This window comes from Larkinella punicea, from assembly GCF_003334855.1.
Taxonomy (GTDB): Bacteria; Bacteroidota; Bacteroidia; order Cytophagales; family Spirosomataceae; genus Larkinella; species Larkinella punicea.
This window is the reverse complement of record NZ_QOWE01000015.1, coordinates 180,406-198,013: the sequence shown is the minus strand read 5'-3', so window position 1 is coordinate 198,013 and position 17,608 is coordinate 180,406. Positions and strand designations below refer to the sequence as shown.

Sequence of the window (17,608 nt, the reverse complement as noted above, 5' to 3'; positions counted from 1 at the left end):
ATAGAATTTCAAAATTACAGTTTGTCAGGAAACTTTCACGATTACAAACAGCCAGATCTTTTAATTTCCGACCATCACTCTACCATCTGGCTCAACACATCATCCATCTGATCGACTGCATTTACGTCTCGTTGCGTAAAAATCAATTTTCCTTTAAAGTCTTTTAATGAGCAGGTTGCCGAATTTTTCTTGACATAATCAATTACTTTGCCAAACTGCCCGGAGTTGAAGAAAGCGTCATTCCCAGAAGAAACGAAGGTTCCCTTCATGATATTATTTTTTAGTGTCAATTTTTCAAGCTGCAAACGCTCGGCTTTCCAGCGAACCATCACCAATTTAATCAGATTCTCGACTTCTTCCGGCATCGGGCCAAACCGGTCGGCGATAGATCGCTGAAAACTCGACAGTTCCGTCTGGTTTTGAATGTTATCCAACTGATTATACAACGACAGACGCTCCGAGATATTGGCTACGTATCGTTCGGGAATCAACACTTGCAAATCCGTTTCGATGAGCGTGTCCGGCAACAGACTTTTCAGCGTTTCGTCATTGGGCATAAACAGGTTTTTGAACTCGGTTTCTTTCAGTTCCTGAACGGCTTCGTCCAGAATCTTGTGGTACATTTCAAAACCGAGGTCATTCACAAAACCGCTCTGTTCGGCACCCAGCAGATTTCCGGCACCCCGGATGTCGAGGTCACGCATCGCAATTTTAAAACCTTCGCCCAATTCCGAAAAATCTTCGAGCGTTTGCAGCCGTTTCCGGGCATCCGTCGTGATCACCGAAACCGGGGGCGTCATCAGGTAACAGAACGCTTTTTTGTTGGAACGCCCCACCCTGCCGCGCATCTGGTGTAAATCCGACAAACCAAACATGTGCGCCTGGTTGATAATGATGGTGTTGGCATTCGGAATATCCAGACCGGATTCGATGATGTTTGTCGAAACCAGCACGTCATTTTCCCCCTCGATAAACCGGGTCATCACCCGTTCCAGCCGGTCGCCTTCCATCTGGCCGTGGGCCACCGACACGCGGGCGTCGGGCACCAGCCGCATGATCAGATTGGCCATCGACTCGATGTCGCTCACCCGGTTGTGAACAAAAAATACCTGACCACCCCGCCGAACTTCATAGCTAACGGCGTCGCGGATGACGGCTTCACTAAACGTGTGTACTTCGGTCGTCACCGGCTGGCGGTTGGGCGGTGGTGTCGCAATCACCGAAAGATCGCGCGCACCCATGAGCGAAAAGTGCAGCGTTCGGGGAATCGGCGTCGCCGTCAGCGTTAGCACGTCAACATCGACCCGCATTTCTTTCAGCCGATCCTTTGTTTTGACGCCGAACTTTTGCTCTTCATCGATAACCAGCAACCCTAAATCCTTGAATTTGATGTCTTTATTCACGATCCGGTGCGTTCCGATCAGAATGCCGGTTTCGCCTGAAGCCACCCGTTTCAGCGTTTCCTTGATTTGTGCCGCCGTTCGAAACCGGTTGATGTATTCGATTTTAACCGGGAAATCGGCCAGCCGCTCGCGGAAAGTATTGTGGTGTTGCATGGCCAGAATGGTCGTCGGCACCAAAACCGCCACCTGTTTATTGTCCGTAACGGCTTTGAAAGCCGCCCGAATCGCCACTTCGGTTTTGCCAAAACCGACATCACCGCACACCAGCCGATCCATCGGGTGTGACTGTTCCATATCAACTTTCACGTCCGCCGTCGCTTTGGCCTGATCGGGCGTATCCTCGTAAATAAACGACGATTCCAGCTCGGCTTGCAGAAAACTGTCGGGCGAAAACGCAAAACCGGGGGCTTGTCGGCGTTTGGCATACAAGGCAATCAGTTCTTTGGCAATGTCTTTGACCTGCTTCTTGACCCGCGATTTTTTCAGATCCCACTCCTGCGAACCCAATTTGCTCATCACCGGTGGCGTACCTTCCTTGCCAGTGTATTTAGCAATCTTGTGCAGGCTGTGAATGCTGACCAGCAAAATGTCGTTATCGCGGTAAATGAGCCGGATCGCTTCCTGTTCTCGACCGCCGACATCCACTTTTTCCAGCCCCGCAAACCGCCCGATGCCGTGGTCGACGTGCGTGACGTAATCGCCGGGTTGCAGCGTTTTCAGTTCGCGCAGCGTGAGGGCTTTCGATTTGGAGAATTTATCGCGAACGCGGTATTTGTAATACCGGTCAAAAATCTGGTGGTCGGTATAACAGACGATTTTCGTCTGCTCGTCCACAAATCCTTCTTTCAGCGAAATCCCTAAGGCCTGAAATTTGAGAAACGGATCGAGTTCTTCAAAAATCGTTTTTAAGCGTTCGTGCTGTTTATACGACTCAGCCGCGATGATGTTGGTGTAGCCTTTCGACTGGTTTTCGGCCAGGTTTTCGACCAGTCGCTTGAAATCTTTGTTGAACGACGGCTGGGCTTTGGAAGCGTAGGTGAGTTTGTCGTCGGATTTAAAATAAAACCGGCGGCCAAACTCCACCGTCCGAAACGGCTTGATCTGATTCAGAAAACCGCGCCGGGTTTCAAACAAGGTATTCGGGTCGGAAACAATTTTGATCGCGCCCTTGGCACCCACCAGGCTGGCCAGGCTCTCTTCCGCTTTTTCAAAACTCTTCTCAATGATTTCAAGCGTGAGTTCCACATCCTTGAACCAGAGCGTGGCGGTTTCCGGAAAAAACTCCAGAAACGGCTCCCGGCTTTCGTGCGTCAGCTTGTTTTCGATGTTGGGAATAATGCTGATACGGCTTACGGGATCGGTGGAAAGCTGACTTTCGGGATTAAACAACCGGATGCTTTCGATCTCATCGCCAAAGAGTTCGATCCGGTATGGAAACTCGCTGGCAAACGAAAAGACGTCGATAATTCCCCCGCGAATGGAGAATTGACCGGCTTCGTATACAAAGTCGGTTTTCTCGAAATCATAACTGTTCAGCAGTTCATTGATGAAATTGGCATCCAGTTTATCGCCGGTTTGGACCGACAGCGTATTGGCCCGCAACGACCGTTTGTTGATTACTTTTTCTGATAGCGCTTCCGGATAGGTAACGACAACGGCATTTTCTTTGGCCTCCGAATTGAGTTTATTCAGCACTTCCGCCCGCATCAGCACATTGGCATTTTCGATTTCCTCGTATTGATACGGTTTTTTATACGACATCGGAAAAAATAGAACTTCCTGACCCAGAATATTTTGCAGGTCATTGTAGAAATACGACGCTTCTTCCCGGTCGCTTAAAATGAACAGAAACGTGGAGGGATTTGTGCGGTAAATCGACGCGGCCAGCACGGCATCCAGGCTACCGGTAATGCCTTTCAGTTGAATGCGCGAAGGTTCTGTCGTATGCGGCTGTCGGAATTGTTCACCAATGATTTTGATGAAACTATCTTCGGTATATAAAGTGATTAAATCGGCTACTTTCATAGAAAAATAAAATGCCAAAAGCCGCAGGGAGCGAAATTTCCATGCGGCACACAGCAACTGATTAACCGTGTGTGAACGGTTTTGGTTGCAAATTTAAACGGCGCGGTCGTACGCAAAATCTTCTTTATCCAACAGCGCAGTGAACGCGTCGCCAGGTTGAAACAAAATCACCAGCTCGCGGGGCGTAACGCCCTCTTCTTCTTCATCGACCCATTTCCAGTCTTCGGCGGCCACGTCCAGAACGTTCAGCAATTCCACCTTGCGCGCTTCATTTTTTTCCTGCGACAGAAAAGCATCCGAATGGGTGATGTACAGCGCAATTTTGTCGTCATCCAGCCAGTCCAGATCGTTCAGTAATTCATCCAGGGATTCCAGGTTGAATTCAAAATAATCCGGGAATTTGAGTTCGCGGGCCATTTGCTCGTAAAATGCTTTGAACGTCTGGGCCTTCTGGCCGTCGATTCGAGCCACCCGAAAAGCAGCGTACGGTTTTAGGTCCGAATCCGATTGAACGACTCTAAAATTTGCCATGAATAAGCGGAAGATGAGAAGGCAAAAATAGTCAATTCAGCGAAAACAAGGGCATTCGTAACGAAACGATATTGTTGAACATCAGTTCCGTAATGGTCGGGTCCATATAGCTGATCAACGGGAATTCCGAAATGATTGCCATCACATCAAATTCCGTCTGCGCTTTCACCACGCACCACAGTTTCTGACGGTCGAGCGACAAGGCATAGGACAGCAGTTTCCCGCTTTCCATCAACTCATTTACTTTCAGTCGCTGGAGCGGGATTTTTACCGTAAATTCCTCCGTCATGTCGACCGGAAGATCAAATTCTACCATAAACTGGCTCATAGCGGTGGTAGTTTTAGGTGTACAACTCTCGAATGGTGGCACCGGACGTTGGCGAACCGGCAATCAATTGATTAACAATCTTTAGCTCATCTTCGTTGACCGAATGCGGAAAATTTGGATATAATTTCATCTTGACCTCTGCGCCCATCGACCGGAACACACCTTCCGACTCAATCACGCGTTCTTTCGGGATGTGTGGGTCAATATCGCTGCAACCCAGAAAAACCGGCGTTTCTTCCAGTTCACCTTCATACAGCCGGGGTGTTCCCGGAGGGCCGATCAAACCACCGCTCAAACCAAAGACGCCCCCGTACGGCATTGCGTTGCGGGCCACGTATTCGAGCGCCAGACAGGCGCCCTGCGAAAAGCCCAGCCAGAAAATCTGGGGCGTTTTGAAATTATAATCGGATTGCAGCCGCGCCCGTAGACTGCTTAAAACCTGAAGTGCCGAAGACAAATACGGTTCGTTTTGTTCGAGAGGACTCAAAAACGAATACGGATACCACGTATTCTGGCTGGCCTGGGGCGCAATAAAGGCAAATTCCTTGTCGTCGATGTGGCTCGACAACGACAAAATATCCCGCGCCGGCGCTCCCCGACCGTGGATCATAACCATGACTTTGGTGGCCTTTTCCAGCGGTTTCCCGGCGGTTACGAAATTATTCGGATTGTGTATCATAGCAACTTCTACGGATTATTCCGGTTTTGCCAGGTCAATCGGAAGGACTGAAATGACAAAACCGGATGGGAAAAGCAATTACTTCACTTCGATTTTCGGTAAAGCCGCTTCGATTTTAGCGCGACGGGGTTCGTACCACTCCGGCAATTTAAGCGTTTTACCCAATTCCGCAACCGGTTCATCAACCGAGAAGCCCGGAGGATTGGTGGCAACTTCGAATAAAATACCGCCCGGTTCGCGGAAATAAATGCTGTGGAAATAATTCCGATCCTGAACGGGCGTCACCTGATACCCGGCTTCCAGAAGCTGATGCTGGAGAACGAGTTGTGATTCGTCCGTATCCGTCGAGAAAGCCACGTGGTGAACCGAGCCTCCGCCCTGTTGTCCCCGAACATCATTCGGTGAATGCTGCACGTCGACGTAATTGCCGGAACCGCCTTTACCTGCCTGGAACCGGAACCGTCCGGCTTCTTCCGATACCAACGTGTGGCCGAGTGATTCGGTTAATAATTTTACCGTGTCGTCGATCCGAAACTCGTTCAGCGTAACGGTGTGGAACCCTTTTACGGCGTGTTCAGCGGGAATAAAACCGTTCGACCAGCCCGGCCTTTGATCAGCGTCATTGGCAACCAGTTCGATGCCCATGCCGTCGAAATCTTCAAACCGCAGATACGTTTCGTTAAACCGTTGCAGCGGTTCGGTATGCGCAATATTGAATTCATTCAACCGGTTGATCCAGTAAGTCAACGACGCGGCTGGAATGGAAAACGCGGTGTAGGTCAGTTGTCCCCCGCCCTTGCGTCCGCGGTGAATGTTTTTTCCGTACGGGAAAAAGGTCAGAATGCTGCCCGGCGACCCGGTTTCGTCACCGTAATACAGGTGATATACATCCGGAGCATCGAAATTGATGGTTTTTTTGACCAGTCGTAAACCCAAAATATGGGTGTAAAAATCAACATTGCGTTGGGCTTCTCCGGCGAGAGCGGTGACGTGGTGTAACCCATTGACGAGCGTTTCCATAATTGAATATCAGTTAATTAAAGTAATTCGTTTTGGTTTGAGTTTTTTAAATGTTGTTACATTTAATGTATATACATTTAAACTGGGATTTGAGTTCACTGGTTTTAAATAAAAGTGTAAAGATGCCTATTTTGTCAGCATGACCGCTTTTATGCATTACCTTTGCGTCGCTAATCTTAATAAGGGGTGCCTTAATACAACGGGCTGAGATTATACCCATTGAACCTGCACCGGGTAATGCCGGCGAAGGGAACGGATCTGCGGATAGGGCCAGAGTGGCTCGACCGCACAATTTAATTTATCATCCAAACAACCAAAAGGTAGGTTGGCCCCTTGCCTATCGTAAACTTTTCATACAACATGAAAAAAGTTACGACCTATCTTGTTGGTGTGACAGCGTTATTGGTTCTGTCATGCCTGCCCGCCTGGGCCCAATTCTCCATTTCAGGAAGAGTCAGCGATGCCGACGGTGGAATCTTACCCGGAGCTGCCATTGCGGTCGAAGGCACGTACAAAGGTACCTATGCCGACGCCAGTGGTGCTTTTCGTCTGACCAATCTCAAACCGGGTTCACTCCAGCTTCGTGTTTCCCTGCTGGGTTATGAGCCGGTTTTGCAAGCCGTCGAACTGAATCGGGATGCTGAGATCGCCGTATCGCTCACCAAAACCGCCGTTGCCATCGATGAGGTGGTGGTTAGTGCCACGCGGGCCAATCAGAAGTCAGCGATTGCCTACACGAACGTTTCGGCGCGGGACCTCAACAAACAGAATCTGGGTCAGGACATTCCGCTGCTGCTCAATTTCACGCCATCGCTGGTTACGACCTCCGACGCGGGCGCGGGCGTGGGCTACACCGGTTTTCGGATTCGGGGTTCGGATGCGACGCGGATTAACGTCACCGTTAATGGAATACCATACAACGATGCCGAATCGCAGGGGACGTTTTGGGTCAATATGCCGGATCTGGCTTCATCGGTCAGCAGCATTCAGATTCAGCGGGGCGTCGGCACATCGACCAACGGCGCGGGGGCTTTTGGGGCGTCGGTCAATGTGCAAACCAATAGTTTTGAGAAAAATCCCTATGGCGAAGTAGATGTTTCGGGCGGTTCATTCAATACGTTGAAAACGACGGTAAAAGCCGGTTCAGGGCTACTTAACAACCATTTTGTGGTAGACGCCCGGCTTTCCCGCATTGTTTCCGACGGTTTTGTCGATCGCGCGTCGTCCAATCTGAAATCGTTTTACCTTTCAGGGGGCTGGTACGGCAAAAAAAGCTTCGTGCGGCTGAATGTCTTTTCCGGGACAGAAAAGACGTACCAATCCTGGAATGGTATTCCCGAAAGCTTGCTGAAAACCAATCGTACGTATAATTCCTACACCTACGACAACGAAGTGGACAATTATCAGCAGGATCATTACCAGTTGATTAGCTCGCACGAACTGAGCCGGAACTGGCGTTTGAATGCGTCGTTACACTACACGCAGGGCCGGGGCTATTATGAGCAATACCGGGCCGACAATGAACTGGCCGACTATGGTTTGCCGTCGATTGTGATCCGTGATTCGACCATCAGCCGAACGGATTTGATCCGCCGTCGCTGGCTGGACAATGACTTTTACGGGGCGGTTTTTTCGCTGGATTACAACAGTTTCGGGAAACTCACGGCCCACATCGGCGGGGGCTGGAATCAATACCGGGGCAAACATTACGGCGAGGTCATCTGGGCGCGGTTTGCCAGCACGGGCAACATCCGGCACCGGTATTACGACAACGATGCCACCAAAACCGATTTTAATCTGTACGGGAAGGCCTACTATCAGTTTACGTCAAAACTAAACGCTTTTGTCGATTTGCAGGTGCGAACGGTTGGTTACTCGTTTTTAGGCTTCGACAATCAACTACGAAATGTGCAGCAGGACGCCAATTTGAGCTTTTTCAACCCGAAAGCCGGTATTACGTACGCCCTGAACGACCGCAGCACGGTGTATGTTTCCTACGGTGTTGGTCACCGGGAACCCAACCGCAATGACTACACGCAATCGACACCGGCCAGCCGCCCGAAAGCGGAGGCATTGAATGACTGGGAAGCGGGGTACAAACTGCAAACCCAGCGGCTGGCTTTTTCGGCCAATCTGTATTACATGAAATACAAAAATGAGCTAATTCTGACCGGCCAACTCAACGATGTAGGTGCCCAAAACCGGGTCAACGTGCCGAACAGTTACCGCGTCGGCATTGAGCTGGAAGCGGGAACGGCCCTGGCAAAAAACCTGCGCTGGAACGTCAACGCGACTTTCAGCCAGAACAAAGTCAAAACATTTACGGAGTTTCTGGACAATTACGATACCGGCGAGCAGAAAGTAAATCAGTATGCAAACACCGACATTGCCTTCGCGCCGAATACCATCGTGGGTTCGCAATTGCTGTATACGCCCGCGAAAGGGCTGGAAATCGGGTTGTTATCGAAATACGTCGGGAAGCAATATCTTGACAATACATCCAACGAAAACCGCCAACTGGAGGCCTATTTTGTGAATGATCTGCGGTTTATTTACACCGTCAAGCCCAAAGGGATGAACGAACTTTCGTTTTCATTTTTGCTGAATAACGTTCTGAGTGAGTTGTATGAGTCGAACGGCTACACGTTCAGCTACATTTCGGAAGGGAAAACCGTGACGGAAAACTTCTATTATCCGCAAGCCGGACGGAATTTTCTGGCGGGAGTTCGGATGAAGTTTTGATGGGAACGCGGATTTGGTGGATTGAATGGATTACAACAGATTTTTTATCCGTGAAAATCCGTTCAATCCGCCAAATCCGCGTTCCTATTCATCACCCAATCGCCTGATTCAAATCCGCGATCAAATCATCAACGTCCTCAATACCAACACTTAACCGAATCAATGTGTCTTTCAAGCCGTTCTTGGCCCGTTCTTCTTTCGGAATGCTGGCGTGCGTCATCGAAGCCGGATGCGTGCAAAGTGACTCGACACCCCCGAGCGATTCGCCCAGCGAAAAAACCTTAAAACTTTCCATCACCTTGATGGCTTCCGGCAGCGAATCACCGTGGAGTTCGAAGGACACCATCCCGCCAAAACCGCGCATCTGCTTCTTCGCCAGTTCGTGCTGAGGATGGGTTTCCAGCCCCGGATAATTCACCTGACTCACTTTCGGATGCTGGTTCAGAAACCGGGCAACTTGCAGCGCATTTTCGCAGTGCCGCTGCATCCGGATGTGCAGCGTTTTAATGCCGCGCAGCACCAGAAAGCAATCCTGCGGCCCCGGAACGGCCCCACACGCATTCTGGATAAATTCCAGCCGTTTCGCAATCTCATCATCGTTCAGAACAATTGCGCCCATCACCGTGTCGGAATGACCACCGAGGTATTTCGTCACCGAGTGAAGCACGATATCAGCGCCCTGGTCCAGCGGGTTTTGCAGATACGGCGACGCAAACGTATTATCGACCACCAGCAACGTGTTTTTTGCTTTCGTAATCGCGGCAATGGCTTGAATATCAACGATTCGCAGCAGTGGATTGGTTGGCGTTTCGATCCAGACCATTTTCGTTTTGGGCGTAATAGCGCTCTCCAATGCTGACGGATTCTCCAGTCCGATAAACGTGAACTTGATACCGTATTCCTGAAAAACCCGCACCATAATCCGGTAGGTACCGCCGTAGAGATCGTTGCTGGCAATAATCTCGTCGCCGGGTTTAAAAAGCTTTAGAATGGCGTCGGTGGCTGCCAGACCGGATGCGTAACAAATCCCGTGTTTGCCGTTTTCCAGCGCGGCCAGGTTGTTTTGCAAAACCGTCCGCGTCGGGTTTTGCGTCCGGGCATATTCATAGCCCTTGTGCTTGCCCGGCGATTCCTGTACGTAGGTCGATGTCTGATAAATGGGCGTCATGATGGCGCCCGTCGTGGGGTCCGGTTCAATGCCGGCGTGGATGGCTTTGGTTGCGAATTTCATACCCGAATGTAACACGGTTTTGGAAACGGTGCCAGTCATTGCCATGAAAAGCTGTAAGTTTGGTGTGTGAAGACGGTACTACTCAAAGCATTTTCGGGACCAGCACTGGCGGGATTGGTCCTGTCGGTGGCCCCCCTCCTGTTCAGTTCGGCGCTGACGTATCTGACCATTTCGAACGAAGAAACCGTTGCTCAATTTAACGGCTGGGAATGGCTGCTATTAACCATCGCCTGTTGCCTGACGTCGACGTTTGCCCTGACGCCACCGACCTTTCTAGCGCTAATTTTTGGTTATTTTCTGGGCTGGAATGCCTTGCTGCCGCTTTTTGCGCTCAATATGGTTTGTATCTTACTGGTCAACAAACTGGTAAGCTGGTTTGATCAGGACCGGTTCGTGCATTTTATCGAGCAAAATCCCAAGGCCAAAAACGTACTGGAGCGCATCCGGGAACAGGAGTTGAAGGTGATATTTTTTACGAAACTATCACCGGTTTTGCCGTTTGCCGTAACGAATCTGGTGTTTGCACTGTCGGGTGCGCGGTTGAACAATATTTTGCTGGGCGGTTTTCTGGGCATGATTCCACGAACCCTGATTGCGGTCTGGACGGCAAAGCAAGCCAAAGAAATCCGGGCTTTGGTCGAAAATCCAAATGCCGGCAATGAAACGCAGCTTCTCATTGGGATTCTGCTGTTGGCATCGGTTGTTGGGTTGTTTGTCGTCCTGAATCGGGCCTTAAACCGTTAAAGAATCTTCCCTACGCGTTCGAGGAGCCGGTTGTGGCCGGTTTTCAAAACGATCAGTTCGTACGCGTGCAATCGTCGGCTCAAGGGTTTGATGTATGAAACTGGCAGCACCTGATCAAAATGTCCGGCAAAAAAACGCACGCGTACCGGGTGATTATTCAAAATCTCGCTCAGTTTTCGATGATTGAACTGTAATTTCCGGAAATACACCCAGGCATTATACACGGATTCCCGCTGTTCCGGCGTGGCAAGCGTACTTTCGGCGAACCGCAACACACTGCGATTGATAAGACCCAGCGCTAAAAAAAACAACCCAAACCGGTGGAAAAGCGGCATGTGTTTCAGGAAATACCGAAAAAGCTGTCGACCCAGACCGGTATTCGTTGCGATGCGATACCAGGGGCTGAGCGTGATTCCATCGGGAGCCAGCAAAATCAACTCGGTTGTGTGTTTAGGAAATGCCTCGGCAACGGCCAGCGCAAACCGTCCGCCCATGCTGAACCCCAAAACGGCGAAGCGATCGATCTGGTATTGATGCAGAAAAGCCTGAATGATTTCCTGAAACCGTTGTTTGGTCAGGACATCGTCAGAAACCGGAGCAGGTTGGGAACCGTGAAAAAACAGATCGAAAGCATAAACCGCATACCGCCCTTCCAGTTGCTGCGCCAGCGGTTCAAAGGCCCGGTGATCCTGACCAATTCCGTGGAAAGCCAATAAGGGAACGGGGCCGTTTGACAGCTTGAAAACCGGGAGCATGGCCAAACATACAATAAACGACTGTCCCCGACAAGCCAGAGCCTATCGGGGACAAGGTGTTGGAACCAAAAAGACTTAATCCTGCATGAGCAGATACGCTTTGATGAATTCGTCCAGGTTGCCGTTCAAAACCGCATCGGTATTGGATGTCTGATAACCGGTGCGGTGATCTTTCACCCGGCGGTCGTCGAGGACGTAACTGCGGATTTGAGAGCCCCACTCGATTTTCTTTTTGCTGGCTTCCACTTCCGCGCGGGCCGCATTGCGTTTTTCAACTTCGATCTGGTACAGTTTCGATTTCAACAGCCGCATCGCCACTTCCTTGTTCTGCAACTGGCTCCGCTCCTGCTGGCATTCGATGATCAGACCCGAGGGCCGGTGACGCAGCCGTACGGCGGTTTCGACCTTGTTAACGTTCTGACCACCAGCACCACCCGACCGGAACGTATCCCAGTCAATGTCAGCCGGATTGACTTCAATCTCAATCGAATCGTCGATGAGCGGATAGGCGTAAACGGAAGCAAACGACGTATGCCGACGGGCGTTGGCGTCGTACGGCGAAATCCGCACGAGCCGGTGAACGCCGTTTTCCGATTTCAGGAAACCGTAGGCCAGTGGGCCGTCCACTTCCAGCGTCGCCGACTTGATACCGGCACCGTCGCCGGGCTGATAATCTACCTGTTTCACCTTGTAGCCGTGTTTTTCGGACCACATCAGGTACATTCGGTAGAGCATATCGGCCCAGTCCTGGCTTTCGGTTCCGCCCGCGCCCGAGTTGATTTCCAACACCGCACTAAGCTGGTCTTCCTCGTTGCTGAGCATTTTCTTCAGCTCCAGATCGTCGAGCGCGGCTTTTACTTTTTCGCCCTCGGCGTCAACTTCTTCTTCCGTAACGTCGCCGGCTTCGTAGAATTCATAAAGCGTTTCGAGGTCGCCCACTAAGGAGTCGACGTGCTCAAAACCGCCCGTCCAGCCTTTCAGGGCGCGGACCTGCTTCATGGTTTTCTCGGCACCTTCGGCGTCCTGCCAGAACTCCGGTTGCGTTGTTCGGTCTTCTAAATCAGCGAGTTGTTCTTTTTTGCTATCGTAGTCAAAGATACCCCCTCAGGGCCTCTACTCTGGCCCTCACGTCCTTTAATTGGTCGGTCGTCATATGCGTGAAAAAATAATTGAATGGTGAATGTCTCAGTAATTAGCCTGCAAAGATACGATTTTGCAAACCGCTATCCGAACGCAACAAAAAAGCGGATGAAATCATCCGCTTCCCATTGTGGAGATAAAACCGGTTAAATGCCTTTTTGTTGGACGTCGAGGACCAGGGCAATCGGAATATCGAGTAGTTCGGCGATCTGTTCAGTGGATAATAAATTTTTTCGAAGAGCAGAAAAAATCAACTTCCGTTGAGCCTGTTCTTTGCCTATCTTAACGCCATTCTCCATGCCTTCCCGTACACCTTCTTTTATCCCGGTTTTTATGCCTTCTTCCCGGCCTTTGATATAAAGCCGGTCAATGGTGATGTCGAATCCGTGTGCCATGGTTTCTGCTTCTTCTGAAACGATTGAATTAAAATTACGGAGTTGGGACAAGATTTCCAACTGCCTGATGAATTTGCCCAACTGGAGATGATCGGGCGCTAACTGATGTAAATTCAGTAAAATCTGGCTGATAATCTCACGCGGTTTTTCCTGCTGAAAATCCGCTAAAATCGTCAGAATCAGTTCTTCCGGTTTTTCGGAATTGATAAATTGCTGATACGGAATTTCGCTCAGATTGACGAGTGTGAATTGATACCGCAAGGTCCCGGTTTCCAATTGAACCGGCATTCGGGCGTGGCCTTCACCAATGTAAAACACATACTGCCGAACCAGTAACTTGTACTTCCGCAGCATCATGGCGGCATATTCCAGCATCCGGTACACCATATCCGGCGTGTCGGTGGTCTGAATCTCGATGTGGAGAATGTATGGATCATTCTCCACATCGACGACTTTCTTTAAAAAGTCGGGAATCCGTTCGACGGTTCGCTGCAATTTTTCCGGCAGATTTTCGAGCCTTATCGGATTCAGGCCAACGGTTTTCCGAACCAGAGGTAAGATAATTGTTGCCAGATTTTCCCGAAAAATCTTATCGTAATCCTGTGACATGAACGCACGATTTCAAAGCGGTTTCTCCTTAGACGGGAAAGGTTGTGGAAAGTAATGCGGGAATAGGTAAGGATTGAAAACCGGGACGGAGTAGAAGTAGGTGGTAAATCAACTTTTCAAACTAACTTTGCGTTCCCCTGATAGAGTTACGGTTCATTCTACTATTCATTAACATTCCGCAAATTATGGCATCACAATATGATGTAATTGTTCTTGGCAGCGGCCCCGGAGGCTACGTAGCTGCTATTCGCGCGTCGCAATTAGGTATGAAAACCGCCATTATCGAACGCGAAAGTCTGGGTGGAATCTGCCTGAACTGGGGTTGTATCCCAACCAAAGCCTTGTTGAAAAGCGCGCAGGTTTTTGAATACATCAAACATGCGGACAAATACGGTATTACCATCAGTGGTGAAGCCAAACCCGATTTTGGTGCGGTAATTCAACGCAGCCGCGGTGTGGCCGATTCCATGAGCAAGGGCGTTACCTTCCTGATGAAGAAAAATAAAATCGATGTTCTGCTCGGTAATGGAAAAGTAAAACCGGGTAAGAAAATCGACGTAACGGATAAAGACGGTAAAACCGCCGAATATGAAGCCAAACACATCATCATTGCCACCGGTGGCCGCGCCCGCGCCCTGCCCGCCGTTCCGATCGATGGTGAAAAGGTGATCGAATACCGCAAGGCGATGTCACTGACAAAACAACCCGAATCGATGCTGGTGATTGGTTCAGGGGCTATTGGAGTGGAGTTTGCCTATGTCTACGCGTCGATGGGCACGAAAGTGACCATTGTCGAATTTATGCCGCGCATTGTGCCGGTCGAAGACGAGGAAATCTCGAAAGAACTAGCTAAAAATTACAAAAAACTGGGCATTGATATTTATACAAGCTCGGAAGTAACTAAAGTCGATACGAGCGGAAAACTCAGCAAAGTATACGTCAAGACGCCGGATGGCGAAAAAACGTTCGATGTGGAAGTAGTGCTGTCGGCGGCTGGTGTGGTGGCTAACATCGAAAACATCGGTCTGGAAGAAACCGGGATCAAAACTGAACGGGGTAAAATTACCACGGACGACTTTTACCGCACGAATGTGGACGGTTATTACGCCATCGGTGACTGTACAAAAGGTCAGGCGCTGGCGCACGTTGCCTCAGCGGAAGGCATCATTTGCGTGGAAAAAATCGCCGGTCTCGATCATGTCGAGCCGATGAACTACAACAACATTCCGGGTTGTACGTACTGTACGCCGGAAATCGCGTCGGTTGGCTACACGGAGGCTGCGGCCAAAGAAGCCGGTTATGACATTTTGGTTGGAAAATTTCCGTTGTCGGCATCAGGAAAAGCCAAAGCCGCCGGTGCGCCGGAAGGCTTTGTGAAAGTGATCTTCGATAAAAAATACGGCGAGTGGTTGGGCGCTCACTTCATCGGGTATAACGTTACTGAAATCATTGCTGAAGTGGTTGTCGCCCGCCGGTTGGAAACCACGGGGCATGAAATCCTGAAAGCAGTTCACCCCCACCCGACCATCTCGGAATCCATCAAGGATGCGACGGAAGCGGCTTACGGCGAAGCAATTCACCTCTAAGTCAGGAAAATAGAGTTTTAGTTTTTTACAGAAATGCCGCCGGGAGGATGTTCCCGGCGGCATTTCTGTTTTACGATTCAGTCAGCAAAATGTGCAGTTGAACGTGCTGAACTTCCGTTTGCTGATTTGTCTGCTTTCGGCCTGTCCCCGCGCGCCTATCTTTGTCGAACGGTTTATAAAACCGGTATACCAACAACAAATACCGCTAAACACTCATGAAAAAACCAGTACTGTTCTGGTTGGCAGCCACCTTTTGTGTCGCGGCCAATGCCCAAGACCTCATGACCGGGCCGCTTTCCGGCGTATCCACCCAATTGAAACCCGTCAAAACCGGGAATGCGCAGTTTATTCAGAAAATTGAAGCATCGCAACCCAACTACCGGGCGACGTTTTCGGTGACCAAAACCAGCGATAAAGGCAAAGGCGATGAAAATACGTATTTTCTGAATCTATCGGATCTGGATGTCTCAACGGTAACGTATAAGGTTGAACGAGACGTGATTGCGGTTTTGGCCGATACCAAACAACACCGCAAATTTGTCCGCTACAGCGAAAACGGCGAGTTGAAAAACCTGACCGACCGCGTTAAACTCTACGCCGATAATCCGGACATTGCCAAAGCACTCGTCGAGTCGTTGAAAAAGGCGATTCTGGCGGCTGAAAAATCGTATAAACCCGCCCGTACGCCCGAGACGCTGGACGATTTGCGCCAGTGGCTGAAAACCAACATTGGCAACGAAGCCATCGGTTCCGACAAATACGAACAGGCGCTTACCTTTGATTTTGATAATCCATTGCGGGCGGTTTTCCGCCGGAGCGAAGTGGGCGGAAAAGGATCGGCCTCTTCAGAAACGTTCTCGTTTAACCTCGGTGATCTGGGGCTGGAAGGGCTGCAAATTGAATCAAAAGGCAAGCGATTTGAACTGTCGCTGGTCGTTCAGCAAAAACAGAAGCTGATGGGCTACGCGAAGGACGGAAAACTGGATAACGTCGTTCAGACGTTTGAAATCATCAGTGGCGATGCCGACAAAATCCGGGATGTGGCTGCCGCCTGGCGCAAGCTGATTCCGCTGGCTGTCAAGCAACTGGAATCAAAAAAGCCGGTTTTTGCCGCGATGCCTGCTGCTCAGAAATACCTGGAATCGAGCATCCAACCGGCCAAAACGAACGACCGCACGATTGAGCAGAGCCTGAAACCGGATTGCATCTGTACGTACACCCGGCGCGAAACCTACAATAAAAACAATACCGAAGAAGTCTATGAATTCAATCTGGCCGATCTGGCGGAGAAAGGTGCCAAACTGGGTGTCGATAAAGAACTCTACACCATCGATCTGAAAACGCGCGACAACCGCCGGTTTATTGGGTATACCAAGAACGGTGTTCGTCAAAATTATGTGTCCGAAATCGAACTGGCGTCCGACAACCTGGAGAACGTCCGATACATGTCACAGGCGTTTGAGAAAGCCGTTCAGGTGTGTGCGCAATCCCGGAAAAGCCCCGTGCCAACGGCTGGTCAACAAGCCCGGCTGGACTGGATTTCGCAGCAGCTTCCCAAGGAATCCGGTGAAAAAGAGCCGGTTACTTATACACTGGCGGCCGAAAATGGTACCTGCGATCTGAAGCTGACGGTGGCACAAGGCGGACGGAAAGTGTCGGAACTCGTCTATGACCTGGCTTTGAAAGACCTGAATGCGGATGCCACCAACTTTGATGTCGACGGCAAAACGGTCTACGTCAGTCTGGTAACCAAAGGCAAAGAAAAACTGGTGAAAACCTTTAAAGACGGAAAGCCTTCCGACTACGTCCACACGGTAAAAATTCAGCTTGGCGACATTGAAAAAGGCCGCTACGTAGCCGAAGCGTTCAGGCAGTTGATTCGGAACTGCGTATCGAATTAATAACATCCACACCTCCTGCAAAGGGTTTGGCAGAAACGGTTTTCGTCGATCGTTTATGCCAAACCCCTATTGGTTTTTAAGCAACCAGAAAGGCCCAAAGACCGTAATCGTCAGGCCGGAATAATTTCAACCGGCAGATCACCCGTCAGGTTTTTGACCAGGTCCGCTACGTGAACGACAACGGCTTTCATGTCCTCGGCCGAGGGAGCATCAACATGCGGTATTGATTCAAAGGTAGCCGTCAGGTGATCTTTTTCAGCCGCTAAGGAGAAGCGAAAATCCAGCAGTTCTACCTCGATTTTCTCGTCGGGAGTCATCTCTACCGACTGAATAATCCGGTGGCCGGGATTTAGCTCAAATTCATCGTTCCAGAGCTGCCGGATGCGTTTATAAACCTTTTCGATCGTTGTATCCATGATTGGGAATTGAATTTTATAGCGCAATATAAGCAGCACCGCCGTTTTTTTTCACGCAAAAGCGATGGATGGGTATGCAAAAACCAGATGATGAGCCGTTTAT

At 50.1% G+C, this 17,608-nt stretch carries 14 protein-coding genes; 4 read left to right on the top strand and 10 right to left on the bottom strand.

Annotated elements, in window-relative coordinates; all coding sequences use genetic code 11:
- Positions 1 to 74: 74 nt before the first annotated feature.
- From mfd to DUE52_RS18895, 5 genes are all read right to left on the bottom strand, one after another.
- Positions 75 to 3,428, bottom strand: a complete 3,354-nt coding sequence (gene mfd / locus DUE52_RS18915) for a transcription-repair coupling factor (RefSeq protein ID WP_114407618.1) — start codon at positions 3,426 to 3,428, stop codon at positions 75 to 77.
- A gap of 93 nt (positions 3,429 to 3,521) precedes the next feature.
- Complete coding sequence (locus DUE52_RS18910; protein ID WP_114407597.1) at positions 3,522 to 3,959, bottom strand: barstar family protein; 438 nt, start codon at positions 3,957 to 3,959, stop codon at positions 3,522 to 3,524.
- Between the two features lie 31 nt (positions 3,960 to 3,990).
- Entirely contained in the window at positions 3,991 to 4,287 is a 297-nt protein-coding gene (locus DUE52_RS18905; protein WP_114407596.1) for a muconolactone Delta-isomerase family protein, read from the bottom strand.
- Between the two features lie 13 nt (positions 4,288 to 4,300).
- A complete protein-coding gene (locus DUE52_RS18900) occupies positions 4,301 to 4,966 on the bottom strand; it encodes an alpha/beta hydrolase (protein WP_114407595.1) in 666 nt (221 codons plus the stop codon).
- A gap of 78 nt (positions 4,967 to 5,044) precedes the next feature.
- Positions 5,045 to 5,986, bottom strand: a complete 942-nt coding sequence (locus DUE52_RS18895) for a ring-cleaving dioxygenase (RefSeq protein WP_114407594.1) — start codon at positions 5,984 to 5,986, stop codon at positions 5,045 to 5,047.
- Positions 5,987 to 6,346: 360 nt separating this feature from the next.
- Here DUE52_RS18895 and DUE52_RS18890 point away from each other — a divergent pair, with 360 nt between their 5' ends.
- Complete coding sequence (locus DUE52_RS18890; RefSeq protein ID WP_114407593.1) at positions 6,347 to 8,728, top strand: TonB-dependent receptor; 2,382 nt, start codon at positions 6,347 to 6,349, stop codon at positions 8,726 to 8,728.
- A gap of 91 nt (positions 8,729 to 8,819) precedes the next feature.
- Here the strand turns inward: DUE52_RS18890 and DUE52_RS18885 are convergent, their stop codons facing one another.
- Complete coding sequence (locus tag DUE52_RS18885) at positions 8,820 to 9,959, bottom strand: cystathionine gamma-synthase (protein WP_114407617.1); 1,140 nt, start codon at positions 9,957 to 9,959, stop codon at positions 8,820 to 8,822.
- 66 nt (positions 9,960 to 10,025) lie between these two features.
- Between DUE52_RS18885 and DUE52_RS18880 the strand changes: the two genes are divergently transcribed.
- On the top strand, positions 10,026 to 10,703 hold the full coding sequence (locus DUE52_RS18880; RefSeq protein WP_114407592.1) for a TVP38/TMEM64 family protein: 678 nt from the start codon (positions 10,026 to 10,028) through the stop codon (positions 10,701 to 10,703).
- Here the strand turns inward: DUE52_RS18880 and DUE52_RS18875 are convergent.
- From DUE52_RS18875 to DUE52_RS18865, 3 genes are all read right to left on the bottom strand, one after another.
- Positions 10,700 to 11,458 (bottom strand): alpha/beta fold hydrolase, encoded by a 759-nt coding sequence (locus tag DUE52_RS18875; protein ID WP_114407591.1) that lies wholly within the window; start codon positions 11,456 to 11,458, stop codon positions 10,700 to 10,702. The genes DUE52_RS18880 and DUE52_RS18875 overlap by 4 nt on opposite strands.
- A gap of 75 nt (positions 11,459 to 11,533) precedes the next feature.
- Positions 11,534 to 12,611 (bottom strand): peptide chain release factor 2 gene (gene prfB, locus DUE52_RS18870; RefSeq protein WP_114407590.1). Its coding sequence is split into 2 segments (ribosomal slippage): positions 11,534 to 12,550 and positions 12,552 to 12,611, totalling 1,077 coding nucleotides; the frame shifts between segments, so codons are not numbered across the junction.
- A 133-nt stretch (positions 12,612 to 12,744) separates the two neighbouring features.
- Positions 12,745 to 13,602 (bottom strand): RpnC/YadD family protein, encoded by an 858-nt coding sequence (locus DUE52_RS18865; protein ID WP_114407589.1) that lies wholly within the window; start codon positions 13,600 to 13,602, stop codon positions 12,745 to 12,747.
- Between the two features lie 185 nt (positions 13,603 to 13,787).
- Between DUE52_RS18865 and lpdA the strand changes: the two genes are divergently transcribed.
- On the top strand, positions 13,788 to 15,188 hold the full coding sequence (lpdA, locus tag DUE52_RS18860; RefSeq protein ID WP_114407588.1) for a dihydrolipoyl dehydrogenase: 1,401 nt from the start codon (positions 13,788 to 13,790) through the stop codon (positions 15,186 to 15,188).
- Positions 15,189 to 15,403: 215 nt separating this feature from the next.
- Complete coding sequence (locus DUE52_RS18855) at positions 15,404 to 17,089, top strand: hypothetical protein (RefSeq protein ID WP_114407587.1); 1,686 nt, start codon at positions 15,404 to 15,406, stop codon at positions 17,087 to 17,089.
- A 110-nt stretch (positions 17,090 to 17,199) separates the two neighbouring features.
- On the opposite strand, the gene DUE52_RS18850 is transcribed toward DUE52_RS18855, so the two are convergent.
- Positions 17,200 to 17,505 carry a hypothetical protein gene (locus DUE52_RS18850; RefSeq protein WP_133299875.1) on the bottom strand — a complete coding sequence of 102 codons (306 nt, stop codon included), beginning with the start codon at positions 17,503 to 17,505 and terminating at the stop codon, positions 17,200 to 17,202.
- Positions 17,506 to 17,608: the final 103 nt, after the last annotated feature.

Coding starts and splice junctions, on each gene's coding strand:
- DUE52_RS18885 (WP_114407617.1), bottom strand. CDS start 9,959: ATGAAATTCGCAACCAAAGCCATCCACGCCGGCATTGAACCGGACCCC.
- DUE52_RS18905 (WP_114407596.1), bottom strand. CDS start 4,287: ATGAGCCAGTTTATGGTAGAATTTGATCTTCCGGTCGACATGACGGAG.
- DUE52_RS18850 (WP_133299875.1), bottom strand. CDS start 17,505: ATGGATACAACGATCGAAAAGGTTTATAAACGCATCCGGCAGCTCTGG.
- lpdA (WP_114407588.1), top strand. CDS start 13,788: ATGGCATCACAATATGATGTAATTGTTCTTGGCAGCGGCCCCGGAGGC.
- DUE52_RS18895 (WP_114407594.1), bottom strand. CDS start 5,986: ATGGAAACGCTCGTCAATGGGTTACACCACGTCACCGCTCTCGCCGGA.
- DUE52_RS18900 (WP_114407595.1), bottom strand. CDS start 4,966: ATGATACACAATCCGAATAATTTCGTAACCGCCGGGAAACCGCTGGAA.
- DUE52_RS18875 (WP_114407591.1), bottom strand. CDS start 11,458: ATGCTCCCGGTTTTCAAGCTGTCAAACGGCCCCGTTCCCTTATTGGCT.
- mfd (WP_114407618.1), bottom strand. CDS start 3,428: ATGAAAGTAGCCGATTTAATCACTTTATATACCGAAGATAGTTTCATC.
- DUE52_RS18910 (WP_114407597.1), bottom strand. CDS start 3,959: ATGGCAAATTTTAGAGTCGTTCAATCGGATTCGGACCTAAAACCGTAC.
- DUE52_RS18855 (WP_114407587.1), top strand. CDS start 15,404: ATGAAAAAACCAGTACTGTTCTGGTTGGCAGCCACCTTTTGTGTCGCG.
- DUE52_RS18865 (WP_114407589.1), bottom strand. CDS start 13,602: ATGTCACAGGATTACGATAAGATTTTTCGGGAAAATCTGGCAACAATT.
- DUE52_RS18890 (WP_114407593.1), top strand. CDS start 6,347: ATGAAAAAAGTTACGACCTATCTTGTTGGTGTGACAGCGTTATTGGTT.